Annotated in this window: 13 protein-coding genes, 1 tRNA gene and 1 pseudogene; 6 read left to right on the top strand and 9 right to left on the bottom strand. The window is 68.5% G+C overall.

Features of this window, described 5'->3' with window-relative positions:
* Positions 1–4: 4 nt before the first annotated feature.
* From AFER_RS07335 to AFER_RS07325, 3 genes are read left to right on the top strand one after another with little or no spacing between them, the layout of a single operon-like run.
* Positions 5–442, top strand: a complete 438-nt coding sequence (locus AFER_RS07335; RefSeq protein ID WP_015798825.1) for a gp25 family contractile injection system sheath assembly initiator — start codon at positions 5–7, stop codon at positions 440–442.
* A complete protein-coding gene (locus tag AFER_RS07330) occupies positions 442–2,394 on the top strand; it encodes a putative baseplate assembly protein (RefSeq protein ID WP_015798824.1) in 1,953 nt (650 codons plus the stop codon). The genes AFER_RS07335 and AFER_RS07330 overlap by 1 nt, the downstream gene beginning before the upstream one ends.
* Before the next feature lie 8 nt (positions 2,395–2,402).
* The gene (locus AFER_RS07325; RefSeq protein WP_015798823.1) at positions 2,403–2,927 is read left to right on the top strand and encodes a phage tail protein; all 525 of its coding nucleotides are present in this window, start codon (positions 2,403–2,405) and stop codon (positions 2,925–2,927) included.
* Between the two features lie 317 nt (positions 2,928–3,244).
* Here AFER_RS07325 and AFER_RS07315 read toward each other — a convergent pair whose 3' ends face one another.
* The 8 genes and pseudogenes from AFER_RS07315 to AFER_RS12970 all read right to left on the bottom strand — a co-directional run.
* Positions 3,245–4,444, bottom strand: coding sequence for an amidohydrolase family protein (locus tag AFER_RS07315; RefSeq protein ID WP_015798822.1), 1,200 nt, complete (start codon positions 4,442–4,444; stop codon positions 3,245–3,247).
* Positions 4,432–6,090, bottom strand: coding sequence for a urocanate hydratase (gene hutU / locus AFER_RS07310; protein WP_015798821.1), 1,659 nt, complete (start codon positions 6,088–6,090; stop codon positions 4,432–4,434). Before hutU ends, AFER_RS07315 begins: the two co-directional genes overlap by 13 nt.
* Positions 6,087–7,397, bottom strand: a complete 1,311-nt coding sequence (locus AFER_RS07305; RefSeq protein WP_015798820.1) for a formimidoylglutamate deiminase — start codon at positions 7,395–7,397, stop codon at positions 6,087–6,089. The genes hutU and AFER_RS07305 overlap by 4 nt, the downstream gene beginning before the upstream one ends.
* Positions 7,394–8,575, bottom strand: coding sequence for an allantoate amidohydrolase (locus tag AFER_RS07300; RefSeq protein WP_015798819.1), 1,182 nt, complete (start codon positions 8,573–8,575; stop codon positions 7,394–7,396). Before AFER_RS07300 ends, AFER_RS07305 begins: the two co-directional genes overlap by 4 nt.
* Positions 8,572–9,420: a MurR/RpiR family transcriptional regulator gene (locus AFER_RS07295; RefSeq protein WP_015798818.1), complete on the bottom strand. Its 849-nt coding sequence runs from the start codon at positions 9,418–9,420 to the stop codon at positions 8,572–8,574. The genes AFER_RS07300 and AFER_RS07295 overlap by 4 nt, the downstream gene beginning before the upstream one ends.
* Positions 9,417–10,793, bottom strand: coding sequence for a purine-cytosine permease family protein (locus AFER_RS07290; protein ID WP_015798817.1), 1,377 nt, complete (start codon positions 10,791–10,793; stop codon positions 9,417–9,419). Before AFER_RS07290 ends, AFER_RS07295 begins: the two co-directional genes overlap by 4 nt.
* 85 nt (positions 10,794–10,878) lie before the next feature.
* Positions 10,879–11,427 carry a GntR family transcriptional regulator gene (locus tag AFER_RS11700; protein ID WP_083769339.1) on the bottom strand — a complete coding sequence of 183 codons (549 nt, stop codon included), beginning with the start codon at positions 11,425–11,427 and terminating at the stop codon, positions 10,879–10,881.
* Positions 11,428–11,436: 9 nt separating this feature from the next.
* A pseudogene (locus tag AFER_RS12970) lies at positions 11,437–11,604 on the bottom strand (GntR family transcriptional regulator); the annotation flags it as partial.
* A gap of 106 nt (positions 11,605–11,710) precedes the next feature.
* On the opposite strand from AFER_RS12970, the gene AFER_RS07275 reads away from it, so the two are divergent.
* Together AFER_RS07275 and AFER_RS07270 are read left to right on the top strand one after the other, a co-directional pair.
* Positions 11,711–13,978 (top strand): aconitate hydratase, encoded by a 2,268-nt coding sequence (locus AFER_RS07275; RefSeq protein ID WP_015798815.1) that lies wholly within the window; start codon positions 11,711–11,713, stop codon positions 13,976–13,978.
* 21 nt (positions 13,979–13,999) lie between these two features.
* Positions 14,000–14,389, top strand: coding sequence for a DUF488 domain-containing protein (locus tag AFER_RS07270; protein ID WP_015798814.1), 390 nt, complete (start codon positions 14,000–14,002; stop codon positions 14,387–14,389).
* Between the two features lie 466 nt (positions 14,390–14,855).
* On the opposite strand, the gene AFER_RS07265 is transcribed toward AFER_RS07270, so the two are convergent.
* A tRNA-Val gene (locus AFER_RS07265) sits at positions 14,856–14,929 on the bottom strand.
* A 472-nt stretch (positions 14,930–15,401) separates the two neighbouring features.
* Here AFER_RS07265 and AFER_RS12035 point away from each other — a divergent pair.
* Entirely contained in the window at positions 15,402–15,659 is a 258-nt protein-coding gene (locus AFER_RS12035) for a hypothetical protein (protein WP_015798813.1), read from the top strand.
* Positions 15,660–15,688: the final 29 nt, after the last annotated feature.

Below are 15,688 nucleotides of genomic sequence, written 5' to 3'. Positions count from 1 at the left end.
CGCCGTGGCGACGCGTGAGCATCCGACGGACGCCAGCGTCAGCGACCCCGGCTTCGTCGGCCGTGGCTTCGCGTTTCCGATGCGGGTCGATGTCCGCGGAGGCATCGCGCTGTCCGACGGAACCGGCTCCACCGATACCGCGATTCGGGTCGTGATCTCCACGGCGCCGGGTGAGCGGGTCATGCGTCCGGCGTTCGGGTGCCGCATCTGGGATCTGTTGTTCGAGCCGGTGAACGCCAACACGATGGGGTTGATGGCTCAGGCGGTGCGTGAGGCACTGGCACAGTGGGAGCCGCGGATCGACGTCGAGAACGTCGCCGTGGCGCAGGACGACAACGATGCGAGCCTGGTGCACATCACCGTGACCTACCGTCTTCGTGCGACGAATGATCGCCGCAATCTCGTCTATCCGTTCTACACCATCCCACGAGAGGAGGGGTAGTGGGGCTGCCGACTCCCGAACTCGACGATCGCCGCTTTCAGGACATCGTCGACGAAGCCAAGCGTTTGATCCCGCGCTACTGTCCCGAGTGGACCAACCACAACGTCTCCGATCCCGGGGTTGCGCTCATCGAGCTGTTCGCCTGGATGAGCGAGACCGTGCTCTACCGCATCAATCAGGTGCCAGACCGGCTCTACACGAAGTTCCTCGACCTCGTTGGCATCAGCCCATTCCCACCGGCGCCAGCCCATGCCGACCTGGTCTTTTGGCTCTCGACCGTTCTCGAGCACGACGTCGTCGTGCCAAAGGGGACCCAGGTCGCCACCGCCCCCGTACCGGGGCAGCCGGAGGTGCTCTTCTCCACCATCGACGATCTCGTCATTCGCCCCCCGACCCTGATTGGCGCGATGACCGCCACAGCCGACGGCGGTGGCCAGGTTCGCGACGTGTGGGATGACCTCCGCTTCGAGGGCGGGGTCGTGCGATGCTTCACCTCGGACCCGCTTGCACCCGGTGACGCGACGTACTTCGGATTCGAGGGACTCGCTCCGGGTGCCGTCATTCGCCTCAACGTGGGAGCCTCGATCGAGGGGATCGGTGTCGATCCGACCGATCCGCCACTCGCGTGGGAGGCGTTCGTCGGAGAGTCATGGGTAGCGATGCCCGTGCATCGAGACACAACGGGTGGGCTCAATCGCGATGGGGAGATCGTGCTCGTGTGCCCGCGCGCGCTCTCGCCCCTGACGCTCGGTGGTGTTCGCGCGACGTGGCTGCGCGTCCGTCTTCTCGCGGCACGCCCTGGCCAACCTCCCTATCGAGCCTCACCATCCCTGTCGTCGGTGACCGTGAACGTCCTCGGCGGAACGGTGGCTGCCGAGCACGCTGCGACCACAGGGCCCGAGCGTCTTGGTCGGAGCGATGGCTCACCCGGACAGGAGTTTCAGCTGAGTCACGCCCCGGTGTTGGCTCTCCGTGACGACGAGGTGCTCACGACGACGACCCCAGACGGCGTGGTCTGGACGTGGGAGCCGCGTGCGGACTTTGCATCGTCGACGGGTGAGGACCGACACTTCGTGCTCGATGGAGCGACCGGAACGGTTCGCTTCGGTCCGCGCGTGCGTTACGCCGACGGCACCGTCCGTCAGCACGGCGCGATCCCCCCCGACGGTGCGGCGATCATGCTCTCGTCGTACCGCTACGGGGGCGGTTCCGTCGGCAACGTCGGCGCCGAGACGCTCACCGTCTTGCGCAGTTCGGTGGCCTACATCGATCGAGTCACGAACCCATTCCCTGCCTCGGGCGGGGTCGATCCCGAATCGGTCGCGAACGCCAAGCTTCGCGGGCCGATGACGTTGCGCTCCGGTCAGCGGGCCGTGAGCGCATCGGATTTCGAGCGGCTCACGCTCGAAGCCTCGCCCGAGGTCGCACGGGTCCGCTGCGTGGCGCCGAACCTCGTCGGTGATCCGGTGCGCTTGCTCGTCGTGCCGAGGGTCCGAGGGCGCTGCGAGGATCACCAGCTCGACGACTTCGAACTCTCGGACGCGCTCGTCGAGCAGGTCATCGGCTACCTCGAACCGCGACGACTGATTGGTACCACGGTCGACGTCTCCACCCCGTACTATCGGGGCGCCACGGTCGCTGCACTCGTGCGGGCCATCCCCGGGCGCCCGAGTGCCATCGTGCGCCAGCGTGCCCTCGATGTGCTCTATCAATACGTCCATCCGCTGGTCGGTGGCCCCGCCGGTGACGGTTGGCCGTTCGACGCAGATTTGACCGCAGCCGGTGTGGCCGAACGACTCGAGACCGTCGACGGCATCGAGGCGGTCGAGGAGGTGCTCCTGTTCGAGGCTGATCTGCGCACCGGCGAGCGTCAAGGACGCGGACGGGAGGTCTTGGCGCTCGATCCGTTGTCGCTGTTCCTCTCGTTCCGTCACCAGGTCGTCGTCCGCTAGGGCTCACCATGCGACGTGACGGATGGCTCCTGCAGCAACTCCCGATGGGGATGACGGACGATGATTTCTTCGTTCGATTCGTGTCGATCTTTCAGGAGGTCGCGTCGACACTGCTCGAGGACGCCGACACGATCGAGCACATCGTCGACCCGACCGTCACCCCGGTGCCGATGCTGGCGTGGTTGGGAGCGTGGCTCGGCGTGTCCTGGCTCGATGGTTCGCTCCCGGAAGCCACGCAGCGGCGGGCCGTTCGTAGCCTCGGGGAGGCGCTGGCCTGGCGCGGGACGCGGCGAGGGCTGACGACCATTCTCGAGGCGGTGACCGGCGGGCCCGTGATCCTCACCGAGACCGGCGGCGTACGCCGACACCAGGACGATCCGGCCTCCTCTCCGTTCGTTCGCATCCAGGTCGCCTCCACGGGATGGCTCGATGACTCCGATTTCGTGCGGCTCGTGCGCGATGAGTTGCCGGTGTCGGTCGCCTTCCAGGTCGAGGTCGCTGGGCGACGTATCTGGCCCAGCGCATCCGCGTAGGCCCTTGCGCGTTGACGGATCGTTCGATCGGACGTGGTTGCCAACATCGGCCGTCCACTCGGGATCGTCCGTCACCGGACGCGTGGGGCCGGCCAACGGCTCGTGACGTCGCTCGAGAGCTCACGATGCCCATCGGGCGTCGGGCTCGCGGAGCTCGAGCGTGATGGTGCGGTTCGGGCCCTCGAGATGGGCGAGCGCATTGTGCTGCGGGTCGGAGCGGCCAGGCGTGTCGCCGCGCGTGGCGCTCCATGGATTCAGGGGTCGTGGGCAGGTGGGGGCTTGTTGTGGGAAGGGGCCGGTTCCGAGCTGGAGCACGCTCAGTCAGGCAGCGGGCGCCATGGTTCGAGCGGCAGGTGGCTCAGGACGAGTTCGAAGGGGTGGGAAACGGGCCAGGCGACGAGGTCGGCGCGCGCCCCAGCTTCGAGGGTGCCGCGGTCCGCGAGGCCGAGCGCGCGGGCTGCGTGGAGCGTGATGCCGGCGAAGGCTTCGTCGGGTCGAAGGCCGAGCTCGGTGACCGCGAGGAGCGCCGCGAGGCGCAGGTCGGCAGATGGCGAGGTGCCCGGATTGGCGTCGGCGGAGACCGCGAGGCCGACCCCGGCGTCTCGCAGGGCCATCACCGGAGGGCGCAGTCGCGTTCCCGAGAGCACGGTCGCGATCGGTGTGAGCACGCCCACCGTGCCAGCAGCCGCGAGGGCCGCGATGCCCTCGGGGCCCGTGGCGTCGAGGTGGTCCGCACTCAGGGCGCCCAGTGACGCCGCGAGGGCCGCACCGTTCGCGTCGGCGAATTGGTCGACGTGAAGGCGGAGGTCGAACCCGCGTGCTCGCGCTGCTTCCAGGAAGGGTCGTGCCTCCTCGGCACTCACCCCAGCCGGATCGACGAAAGCATCGACGGTGCGGACGCCAGCGGGAAGTTCGTCGAGGGCACCGATCATGTCGTCGACGATGTGACGTCGCTCGTGGGCAGGGGCTGTCGGCAGTGCATGCAGGCCCAGGAACGTCACCACGACGTCGAGTCCGATGTCGTGGCGGGCCCGCTCGGCCACCTCGAGGGCGAGGCGTGCGAGCCGAAGCTCGGCGGGCGCGCTCAGGCCATAGCCGGTCTTGATCTCGACCGTGCCGACGCCGGAGCGCGCGAGGGGTGCAAGGCGTGCGAGCGTCGTCGCGACGAGCTGAGCGTCGTCGAGCGCCGACGTGGCCTTCGCGGTGGCGGCGATGCCGCCGGTGCCGAGGCGGGGGTCGTCGGGTTCGAGTCCCTGGCGTCGCATCCAGTCGCCGAGACGGTTCCCCGCAAAGAGCAGATGACTGTGGCACTCGACGAACGCCGGCGTGACGACCGCCCCGCCAGCATCCACGTGTGGGAGGTCGGCTGGGGGTCGACCGGTGCCTCGCGCGCAGATGCGCTCGCCTCGAACGTGCAGCCAGCCTTCCTCGATCCGAAGGCTGCCGTGTCCGTCGACGTCGGCGAGTACGGCGTTCGTGAGCAGCCAGTCGACGGGGCCCTCCCCTAGGCGAGCCACGGGATCTGCAGTCCTCGCCGTCGGGCTTCGTCGATGGCGTCCGCATAGCCCGCGTCCGCGTGGCGCACGACGCCGATCGCCGGATCGTTGTGGAGCACCCGTGCGAGCCGTCGTGCGGCAGCATCGGTGCCGTCGGCCACGATGACCTGGCCGGCGTGCTGCGAGAAGCCCATGCCTACGCCACCGCCATGATGGATCGAGACCCAGGTCGCTCCGGAAGCCACGTTGACCATCGCGTTCAGGAAGGGCCAGTCGCTGACGGCGTCCGAGCCATCGGCCATCGCCTCGGTCTCGCGGTACGGGCTCGCCACAGAACCCGTGTCGAGGTGGTCGCGTCCGATGACGATCGGGGCGCCTACCTCTCCTCGACGAACCAGCTCGTTGAAGGCGAGTCCGACTCGGGCGCGATCCGCGAGCCCGAGCCAGCAGATACGGGCAGGGAGGCCCTGGAAGTGGATGCGCTCGCGAGCCATCTGGAGCCAGTGGTGCAGGTGCGGATCGTCGACGAGCTCGGCAACGACCTCGTCGGTGCGGTAGATGTCCTCGGGGTTGCCCGAGAGTGCAACCCAGCGGAACGGTCCGTAGCCACGGCAGAACAGTGGCCGAATGTAGGCAGGAACGAAGCCGGGATACGAGAACGCATCGTCGACGCCCGCCTCGAGCGCTCCCTGGCGGAGGTTGTTGCCGTAGTCGAAGGCGACCGCACCACGATCGCGCATGGCGATGATGGCGCGCACGTGACGGGCCATGGCTGCCTTGGCGTCTGCGACCTGGCGCTCGGGTTCGCGGGCCGCCCGCCACTCCTCCAGGCTGTAGTCGAGTGGTAGGTAACCCCGGAGAGGGTCGTGGGCGCTCGTCTGGTCGGTGACGACGTCGGGGATGATGCCGCGCTCGACGAGATCGGGGAGGACCTCGGCGGCGTTGCCGAGCAGGCCGACGGAGGTCGGTCGTCCGTCTCGACGGGCCCGCTCGAGGATCGCGAGGGCATCGTCGAGCGACAGCGCGCGGTGCTCGAGATAGCCGGTCTGGAGGCGGAGCTCGATGCGACTCGGGTCGCACTCGACGGCGAGGATGGAGAACCCTGCCATGGTCGCCGCCAAGGGCTGGGCACCGCCCATGCCTCCGAGACCCGCGGTGAGGACCCAGCGCCCAGCCACGTCGTCGTCGAAGTGCGTCTTCGCGACCGCGGCGAAGGTCTCGTAGGTCCCCTGGACGATGCCCTGCGAGCCGATGTAGATCCACGACCCCGCCGTCATCTGACCGAACATCATGAGCCCCCGACGGTCGAGCTCGTCGAAGTGCTCCCACGTGGCCCAGTGCGGGACCAAGTTGGAGTTGGCGATGAGGACGCGAGGTGCATCCGGATGCGTCGGCAGGACCGCGACCGGCTTGCCGCTTTGGACGAGGAGTGTCTCGTCGTCACCGAGGGTCCGCAGGGTGTCGAGGATCTGGTCGAAGCTCTCCCAGTCGCGGGCAGCTCGGCCGATTCCGCCGTAGACCACGAGGTCCTCCGGATGCTCGGCGACCTCTCGATCGAGGTTGTTCTGGATCATGCGGTACGGGGCTTCGGTGAGCCAGCTCCGGCAGGAGAGCTCGCTCCCTCGTGGCGCACGGATGGTTCGGCTCTCGTCGTGACGCGTGCTCATGGGATCTCCTTCCAGATGGTGCGGATGAGGTGGTCGAGACGGGGGGCGAGTTCGCGACGTTCGACGGCGGCGTCGTGCACGATCTCCGTGCCGCCAACCCAGACTCGCACAACCCGTGCCGGCGTCGTGATCTGGATGATCGCCTCGGGCGTGACCCCAGCGAGCGAGACGTCGTGGAGGTCGATGGCGACGAGGTCGGCCAGCCAACCGGGAGCGATCCTGCCCGCCTCGGGCCAACCAAGGGCGTGGTGGGCGGTGAGCGCGGTCCAGAGCGCGGCGACATCGAGACCGCGACGTCGGCGGCTCGCGAGTCGGGCATGGGCCTCGAGGCGCGACGCCTCGACGAGCCCGTCGGCGAGTACGTGCTCGTCGGAGCCGATCGCGAGGCGTCCACCGAGCCCATGGAAGTTCGCCGCAGGCGATGGTCCGTCACCGAGATCCTCCTCGGTGCTCGGGCATGCGCAGAGGACCACGTCGTGGCGTGCGAGCGTGCCGAGTTCCTCGGCCGTCGCCGCGTTCGCGTGCACCGCCACGAGCTCGGGGCCGAGGAGGCCGGCGTGCTCGAGGAGCGCGACCGGTCGTGCGCCGAGTGCCGCCTCGACGATCTCCACCTCCAGGTGTTGCTCGGCGAGGTGGAGGTGCCAGCCACGCCGTGCGGCCTGCGCAATGGTGACGAGCTCGCTGGGCGTGCACGTGCGCAGCGAATGCCCGGCGAGTTGCACGCGATGGGTTGCGCCCTCGGAGAGCTCTTCGGTCCGCGCGAGGTAGGCATCGACCGTTGCGTCGGCGAAGCGACGAAGGACGCCCTCGGTCGGTGCCCACTCGCCGTGGTCGGGAGCCTGGTGGAGGTAGGCCGCGTCGATCAGGGTGTAGCGGCACCCCGCGGCCCGGGCGGCCTCGACGAGGGCGACGCCCATGGCGTTCGGATCTCGATAGGGGGAGCCGTCTCGTGTGTGGTGAAGGTAGTGAAACTCACCAACCGTGGTGTAGCCGCCGAGGAGGAGTTCGCGGTAGACCAGGGTTGCGAGGTCTCGGTAGCGATCCGGGTCGAGGATCTCGGCGACGGCCAGCATGCTCGATCGCCAGTCCCAGAAGTCAGCGCCGAGGCTGGCCCGACCGCGCAGGGCGCGGTGGAACGCGTGACCGTGGACGTTCGCGAACCCGGGCACGAGGAGCTCGACGGCGCTGTCGCACGCGCCCGCTCGGCCGTGCTCGATCGCGGTGATGCGCTCGCCGTGAACCTCGACGACCACGTCGGTGGCGAGCTCGGTCGGTGAGAGCAGCGCGAAGTCGGCCGCGATCCTCATGCGAGTGCCTCGATGACTCGCTCGAGTGCGTGCTGCCCTGCGGCAAGATCGGCGGGTGTTGCCTGTTCCCCGGGGGCGTGGGACACGCCGGTCGGGTTGCGCACGAAGAGCATCCCGGCTCGTACGCCGTGGTCGGCGAGGATACCCGCGTCGTGCCCCGCTCCGGTGGCGATCCGTGGGGCACCACCGAGGAGCGCGGAGAGCTCGCTGGCGAGCTGGGTATCGAAGATGGTCGCTGGCGTCATCGAGCGGAGGTCGAACGTCCCGCCGAGCTCGACCACCAGGCGTGCGAGATCGTCGAGGAGCTGATCGAGGATCGTCGCCTGGGGTGCCCGTACGTCGAGCCACGCCGCGGCGGAGCCGGCTACCGCGTTGGGGGCGTTGGGGTCGACGTCGATGCGGCCGATCGTGGCGAGTGCTCCCCTGAGTGCTGCCTGGTCTCGCGTGGCGAGGACGAGGCGAGCCAGGGTGACCACCGGATCCCGACGGTCATCGAGGGGCGTCGTGCCGGCGTGGTTCGCCTCACCGGGCAGGGTCGCGAGCGCTCGTGCGTGGGGCCAGATCCCGGTGGCGATCCCCACCGGTGCGCCGAGGGGTGCGAGCTGGCGACCCTGTTCGATGTGGAGTTCGACGTAGGTGCCGATCGCTGCGATGCGTTGGGGATCGGGCCCGACGCGCGCCGGCTCGAGCTCGAGGTCTCTGAGCACCTCGGCAAAGCTCCGTCCGTGCCCATCGCGCAGGGTCGCGAGATCGGCGGGCGCAAGTTCGCCGGCGAGCAGGCGCGAGCCGAGACAGGCGCGTCCGAAGCGACCGCCTTCCTCGTCGCGAAAGGCGACGACGGCGAGCGGGCGCCGTGGGCGCCAGCCGCGAGCGAGCAGGGCGTCGAGGGCTGCGATCGCAGTGAAGACGCCGAGCGGACCGTCGAGTTCGCCGCCACGGGGGACGGAGTCGAGGTGGGAGCCGAGCACCAGTGCGTCGGGGCCCGGCGCACCCAGCCATGCCCAGAGGTTCTGAGCCCGGTCGCGGGAGGTGTCGAGCCCGATCCGGCTCGCCTCGGCGATGACGAGGTCGCCGAGAGCGGTCTCCTCGGGGCTGAACCCGAGACGCGTCCAGCCACCGTCGGCGTGCCGACCGATCGGGCGTGCACGCTCCAAGAGGTCGACGAGCAGTGCGGTCATGCCTCTCCTCGGAGGAAGTAGCGATAGCGCGAGGCACGTTCTTCGAATGCCTCCATCGATGCCTTCGCGCTGAGCGGCGCGGCGTCGGCGATCGCCTGCACGAGCAGCTGCGCGAGCACGAAGGCGCTTGCGTGGGTGTCGTAGAGAAGGCTCGTTCCGACCGGAGCGACGAGCGACACGCGTGCGCGCGCCTGGATGGGCCCGTGGGCGCGGTCGGCGATGGTGACGAGGTCGATGCCGAGGTCGCCAGCGACCTCGACGAGGGTGAGGAGTTCTCTCGGCCACCTGGGCAGCGCGAGGACGAGCGCTGCGTTGGCGCCACGCGCGTGTGCCTCGGCGATCGCATCGATGCCCTCTGAGCCGGCGCGGTCGACCGTGATCACGGCAGGGTGTACCTTGCGGGCGTAGAAGCTCAGGTACGCCGCGAGTGGCGCGGAGGCACGAAGGCCGATGACGAGGAGCGGTACGGAGCCCGCCAGTCGACGACCGGCCTCGGCGAGAAGGGGTTCTGAGGTGAGCTGTCGCTCCATCCAGGTCAGGTTGGCGATCTCGTCGCGCACCGCGTCGAGTCGGGGCGTCGACTCGACAGGTTGGGAGTCGTCGCGCACGAGAGCGCGCAGCGCCTGGCGGAGCTCTGGATAGGAGGCAAAGCCGAGTGCGGACGCAAGGCGCGTGACCGACGGTTGCGAGACCCCCGCAATCGCCGCAAGCTCGGCGCTCGAGAACGTGTCCGCGTCGTCGAGGTGCTCGGCGATGGTCTGGACGATCCGACGCTGAACCGGAGTCAAGCGGTTCGTCCCGACGAGGTCGCGCAGCGCGGCGAGACGGTCGGCGCGTGCGGTCACGCCGGCGCCGTCCCCGGGGCCCTGGCGACGAGGAGGCCGCGTGCGCGAGCCCAGGCGAGGTAGGCGATCGTGGCGACGACGAGGCCCACGATCCACGAGATGTCGGCGCCGTCGAGCGCTCGGGCGATCGGTCCCTCGTAGAGCGCCGAGTTCACGAAGGGGAGCTCGACGAGGATCGTGACGACGTAGATGGCGAGCGGCCCAGCTTGCAGGCGGCCATAGGGGCCGTTCGCGTCGAGGATGCCGGCGACGTCGTAGCGCCCACGCCGAACGAGGTAGTAGTCGGTCAGGTTGATGGCCGTCCACGGCACGAGGAGATAGAGGAGGAACAAGATCACGTTCTCAAAGTCCGTGAGGATCGTCGCTGGGAGGGCGAGCGTGAGGACGAGGCTCACCACTGTGAAGGCCACGACGAAGATCGTGCGCGCGGTGCGTGTCGAGGAGACGAGTCCCCGGGGTGTCACGGCCGCGAGCGCGGTCAGGAATGCGCCATACGGGCTCTCCGCGCTCGCCGGCACGAGGCTGAGCAGGAGGAGGGCGACGAGCGCTTCGTGGATCGGCGAGACCTGTCCGGCGAGAAAGCCGATCGGGTTGGCGTTCACGGCGTTCGCGTTGAGCGCGGCGGCGAGGGCGCCGATCGCCATGATGAGCGCGCCACCGATCGCCGAGCCGACGTAGGTGAACGCGACCGTCGTCGAGGTCCGAGTGCTCGCCGGCAGGTAGCGGGAATAGTCGGAGACGTACGGGGCCCAGGTGATCTGCCACGATGCGGCGATCGAGACCGCCAGGAGGAAGGCCCCGGCACCTGCTGACGGCGCCGCGTGGAGGTGAAGGCGACCGAGCACCGCGACCGCGATCACCACGAAGGCGACGAGCGAGAGGAGCGAGATCGCTCGCGAGATCGCGTGGATCAGCCGATAGCCGAACACCGCGACCGCGAGGACGACCACGTTGTAGACGACGATGCCGACATCTCTCGTGGTGCCGAGCGCACTCGCGATGGCCGGTCCCGCGACGAGGCCCCCTGCGACCGCGAAGCCGAGGTACATGATGACCACGACCGCATAGGGCACGATGGCACCGACGAAGCCGAACTGGGCCCGAGACTGGATCATCTGCGCGAGTCCGAGCTTGGGGCCTTGGGCGGAGTGGTAGGCCATGAACAGACCACCGAGCAGATTGCCGATCACGAGGGCGAGAAGGGCTTGGGGCACGCTCAAGCCGACGGCGATGGCGATCGCGCCGGTGACCAGGCCGTTGATCTGGAAGTTGGAGGCGAACCACAGCGTGAGCAGCGACAGTGGCCGACCATGGCGTTCGTGGTCGGGAATCTGCTCGATCGAACGCGCCTCGAACATCGGTGCCGAGCTCATGGTCCCCCCTCGACGTGCAGCGAGCCGTGCTACTGCATAGCTCGATACAGCATCGTAGGTCTCTGAATGAATCCTGTCAAGCGGTTCAGGTGACGAGGCGGAGGCCGCTCGGACCGATGGAGCTGACCTCATCGACGAGGTCGACCTCGAAGAACACGCGGCTTGCGGGGAACACGAACCGGGAGTGGAGGATGGCGACGTCGGCGGTGTCGTAGGTCGTGCGTTCCACGGTCAAGCCGACGGATTCCGCGGGCACGTTGAGGACCGCAGCGTCGTGCTCGTCGATAGCGGCCGCTCGGATCACTTGGTGCGCCCAGGCGAGCGGTCTGAGCAGCTGGCCGCTCGCGGACAGGAGCTCGTAGAACGACGAACGTTCGAGTTCGGTGACCGTGAAGCGCTCTGCGAGGTGCGCGGGGATCCACACGGTCACGGTCGCGAAGGGCTCCTGGTCGGCGAGGTTCAAACGTCGGACTTCGCGGACGTCACCGCCCCCGAGAACGGCTTCGATCGGCCCGGTCGCGGGCTTGATGATCGACGACAGGATCCGCCGTTCGGGTGTGCGTCCGAGTTCTCGGAGCTGCTGTTCGATGGTCGTAAAGCGCCCGAGCGACTGCGCGACGGGCACCCTCGTCACGATCCAGCCAAGGCCCTGGCGAGACTCGACGAGCCCCTCGTCTCGGAGCGTCTCGAGGGCACGGCGAATGGTGATGCGTGACGCGCCGTAGCGTGCGCACAGCTCGGCCTCCGAAGGAAGGAGGTCACCTTCGCTCGTGCGGCCATCGCCGATCGAAGCGCGGAGGCGCTCTGCGATGGCGAGGTAGCGGGGAATGCGAACTTGTCCTATGCTTGTCTACGCTAGCGCTGCGTGACAACGATCGGTCCTCTTCGGGGGATTCGAGAGGGAGAGAGGTACCACCATGGCAGAGGTTCGCGATACAACGCCGGCGGCGCTCGTCGCCAAGGCGCTCGCACGCTACGAGGAGGTTGCGTCGGTCCTGCGAGAGCGGTTGGGCCGACCGCTCACCTTCGCCGAGAAGGTGCTCTACGCGCACCTACGCCACCCTGAGCGCGCCGAACTCGAGCGCGGTGTGAGCTGGATCGAGCTCGACCCGGATCGGGTGGCCATGCAGGACGCGACCGCGCAGATGGCGCTGCTGCAGTTCATGGTTGCCGACCTCCCCGAGGTTCGGGTGCCGACGACGGTCCACTGCGACCATCTCATCCAGGCGGAGCGCGGCGCCGATGACGACCTCGCGGCCGCTCGCGTCACGAACCGTGAGGTCTACGACTTCCTGTCGTCGGTGTCGGCTCGCTACGGCATCGGCTTCTGGGAGCCTGGTGCCGGCATCATCCATCAGGTCGTGCTCGAGCAGTACGCGTTTCCGGGCGGCATGATCATCGGGACCGACTCGCACACCCCGAACGCCGGAGGTCTCGGCATGGTCGCGATCGGCGTCGGAGGGGCCGACGCCGTTGACGTGATGGTCGGCGACCCGTTCACGGTTCGCATGCCGCGTCTCATCGGGGTGCGGCTCACCGGACGCCCGAACGGCTGGACGAGCGCGAAGGACGTGATTCTCCGGGTGGCCGAGATCCTCACCGTGAAGGGCGGTACGGGCGCGGTGGTCGAGTACTTCGGCCCAGGCGCCCGTGCGCTCTCGACGACCGGCAAAGCGACGATCTGCAACATGGGAGCCGAGATCGGCGCGACGTGCTCGTTGTTCCCTGCCGACGACCATGCGGTTGCCTACCTTCGGGCCACGGGTCGCGACGAGATCGCTGCGCTCGTCGAAGCCCGCCTCGGGTCGCTCGAGGCCGACCCCGAGGTCGAGGAGGATCCGGCTCGCTACTTCGACCAGGTGATCGAGATCGATCTCGACACGCTCGAGCCCCAGATCGTCGGGCCTGCGACTCCGGATCTCGGACGTGGGGTCGGGTCGATCGGTCGAGAGGCGCGCGAGCATGGGTGGCCGCTCGAGCTCTCGAGCGCCCTCGTCGGTTCGTGCACCAACTCCTCCTATGAGGACATCGCACGTGCGGCGAGCGTCGCTCGTTGGGCGAGCGCCAGAGGTCTACGGGTGCGCACGCCGCTCCTCGTGACCCCGGGCTCCGAGCGCATCCGTGCGACCATCGAGCGTGACGGATTGTTGCGTGACCTCGAGGCGATCGGGGCGACCGTGCTCGCGAACGCCTGCGGTCCGTGCATCGGGCAGTGGCATCGCACGGATATCGAGCCTGGGACGACCAACTCCATCATCACGTCCTACAACCGCAACTTTCCGCGTCGTAACGACGGCAACGCGGCGACGTTGGCGTTCATCGCCTCGCCCGAGGTCGTCGTTGCCTACGCGCTCGCGGGTACCCTCGACTTCAACCCCCTCACCGACGAGCTCGCCGGGGAGCGGCTCCCGGAGCCGGAGGGGCTCGAACTCCCGAGTGCTGGCCTCGCGCGCGAAGTTCGCGGCTTCGTCGCACCGCCCGCCGACGGTTCTGCGATCGAGGTCCGCATCGATCCGGCGTCGGAGCGTCTCCAGGTGCTGACTCCGTTCGAGCCCTTCGAGGGTGGTGATCTCGTCGGGCTCGTCGTGTTGGCCAAGGCGGTCGGCAAGTGCACCACCGACCACATTTCGGCGGCCGGTCCCTGGCTCCGCTACCGCGGTCACCTCGACAACATCTCACGCAACCTGTTCCTCGGGGTCCAGAACGCCTTCGCCGCGGAGCCCGGCCATGGTTGGTGCCAGATCCACCAGGCTGACGAGCCGTTGCCCGAGATCGCACGCCACTACCGAGACGCCGGCCAGGGATGGGTCATGATCGGAGACGAGAACTACGGCGAGGGTTCGTCGAGGGAGCACGCGGCGATGGAGCCTCGCTACCTCGGCGCCCGTGCGATCATCGCGCGTTCGTTCGCGAGGATCCACGAGACCAATCTGAAGAAGCAAGGGATGCTCCCGCTGACGTTCACCGATCCTGCCGACTACGAGCGCATCGAGCGTGATGACCGAGTGGACCTCGTCGGTCTCGATGAGCTCGCGCCTGACCAACCCATTCGCGCAGTGGTCCATCGACCAGACGGCACCAGCTTCGATCTCGAACTGCGTCACACGTTCTCGGAGGACCAGATCGCCTGGTTCCGCGCAGGGAGCGCACTCAACATGATCCGCCAGCGTCATCACCACGGCTAGACCCGCTCGCGGGGGTCTCTCGTGGGAGTCGTGCTCTGGCGTGTCTACGAGCGCCCATGGCCGCCTGGCCATTGGGTGCTCGTCGACCGCCTCTGGCCCCGTGGGCTCCGGCGTGCGGATGCTCCGTTCGCCTGCTGGTGCCGCGAGCTCGCTCCCACCGACGAGCTGCGGCGGTGGTACGGTCACGAGCCGGAGCGCTGGCCCGAGTTTCGCCGTCGCTATCTGGCCGAACTCGAGCATCAGATGACGGGCACGCAGTTCGCCGACCTCGTCCGGTGGGCGGTCGATGACGAGCTGGTCGTGTTGACCGCGACGCGTGACGTCGAGCGCTCTGGCGCGTCAGTCCTCGCTTCGGTGGTGGCCGACGCGGTCGGGACGACTGTGGTGGTCCGGCCGAACCGGGACGGGTGAGTCCTGACGAGACTGGTAGTTCCTCGCATCCTTCGTGCGTCGGCGACGCGAGCGGGTGCGAGTGGTGGTGGTCGAGGTGACAGGGCACGACGCTGATGCGTGCGCGTCGGGTGCTGCAGCCAAGAGCCACCGTCGGGGTAGTGCGGTCCGCGTGGCCGAGCGCCAGTCAACATGGCCCCCGCCCGAACTGGGCATCGATCACTGGGCATCGATCGAGCTGATAGTGGGGTCGGCGAGTGGCGACGTGTTCGTCTGGTCAGGCCTGTCGACCGCCTCCGTTGCGGACTCGATCACTCGCTCCAAAGGGACGCGGTCGTGTCAGGCCGTGCGTCGCGATGCGCGGGCGAGACGGGCCTCGATGTTGCGCTCCGTGTCGTGGTTGCGAAGGACGAGCGCGGTCCGAGCCCCTTGGCGCTGTCCATCGCGTCGGGTCTATCGCGTCGGGTCCACGGCGTCGCGGTTCCGGTGGGCGCTAGAGGACTCGAACCTCCGACCTCAGCCGTGTGAAGGCTGCGCTCTAACCGACTGAGCTAAGCGCCCCTGGTGCGGAGCACCCTAGTCGCTCTCGGCGCGGTGACCTCCGGGTGGAAGCGTCTGTCTGAGCTCGCGCAAGGTGAGGGCGTACGACCCGCGGACGGGGCTTCGATCGCGCTCGAGTGCACACCAGGTTGAGCACCCGCTGGGTTCGTCTCCTGTGGAGTTGGGATTGCATGCTGCGCACGGTCGAGGAGTGCGCGAGCGCCCAGCGGCTCGCGGTCGAGGCATCCGGTCCTCCGTGCGCACGGCTGCCTTGGCGGAGTTCCTTGACGGGGGTTCCTCGTGGACCGGCCTCCTCGAGACGGAAGGCCCCTGACTGAAGTTTCCGGTGTCAGGGCGCTCCCGACACGACCGATGGCATGAGATGACGCATGGCCGATGACTGGGTCCTGAGCGTCATGCGCCTCTGCCCCTCGTCGCCACGACGATCGTGGACTGGTGTGGCAGTTGGCTGAAGTCCTCTCGAGCAGGTGCCGTGCGCCATCGGCCTCTCGCCCGAGCAGCGACGAACCCGGGTCCCGTGGCCTGCGACGACGCATGGTCGTGGTGTTGTCCGCTCGCGCGTCGGGGCGACATCGATCGCACACGATCCTCGGTGACCGCGGAGGCGTTGCTCGTCTCGATGCCGAGGTCGTGCACCATCGTGGTCTCCAATCGTTCCTCGACGGGTGTGTCCCAGGCCAATGCACGAGCCGGGCCTGTCAAGGGGCTCGACGACGAGACCGAGGAGTAACCCTTGACGAGAGAAGGTGAGTGACGAGA

This window comes from Acidimicrobium ferrooxidans DSM 10331, from assembly GCF_000023265.1.
Taxonomy (GTDB): domain Bacteria; phylum Actinomycetota; class Acidimicrobiia; order Acidimicrobiales; family Acidimicrobiaceae; genus Acidimicrobium; species Acidimicrobium ferrooxidans.
This window is presented reverse-complemented; position numbering and strand designations above follow the sequence as displayed.

What these genes read in the sequence shown, in the direction of transcription:
- AFER_RS07325 (WP_015798823.1), top strand. Translation starts at nt 2,403, where the DNA reads ATGCGACGTGACGGATGGCTCCTGCAGCAACTCCCGATGGGGATGACG.
- AFER_RS07275 (WP_015798815.1), top strand. Translation starts at nt 11,711, where the DNA reads ATGGCAGAGGTTCGCGATACAACGCCGGCGGCGCTCGTCGCCAAGGCG.
- hutU (WP_015798821.1), bottom strand. Translation starts at nt 6,090, where the DNA reads ATGAGCACGCGTCACGACGAGAGCCGAACCATCCGTGCGCCACGAGGG.
- AFER_RS07290 (WP_015798817.1), bottom strand. Translation starts at nt 10,793, where the DNA reads ATGAGCTCGGCACCGATGTTCGAGGCGCGTTCGATCGAGCAGATTCCC.
- AFER_RS07305 (WP_015798820.1), bottom strand. Translation starts at nt 7,397, where the DNA reads ATGAGGATCGCGGCCGACTTCGCGCTGCTCTCACCGACCGAGCTCGCC.
- AFER_RS07300 (WP_015798819.1), bottom strand. Translation starts at nt 8,575, where the DNA reads ATGACCGCACTGCTCGTCGACCTCTTGGAGCGTGCACGCCCGATCGGT.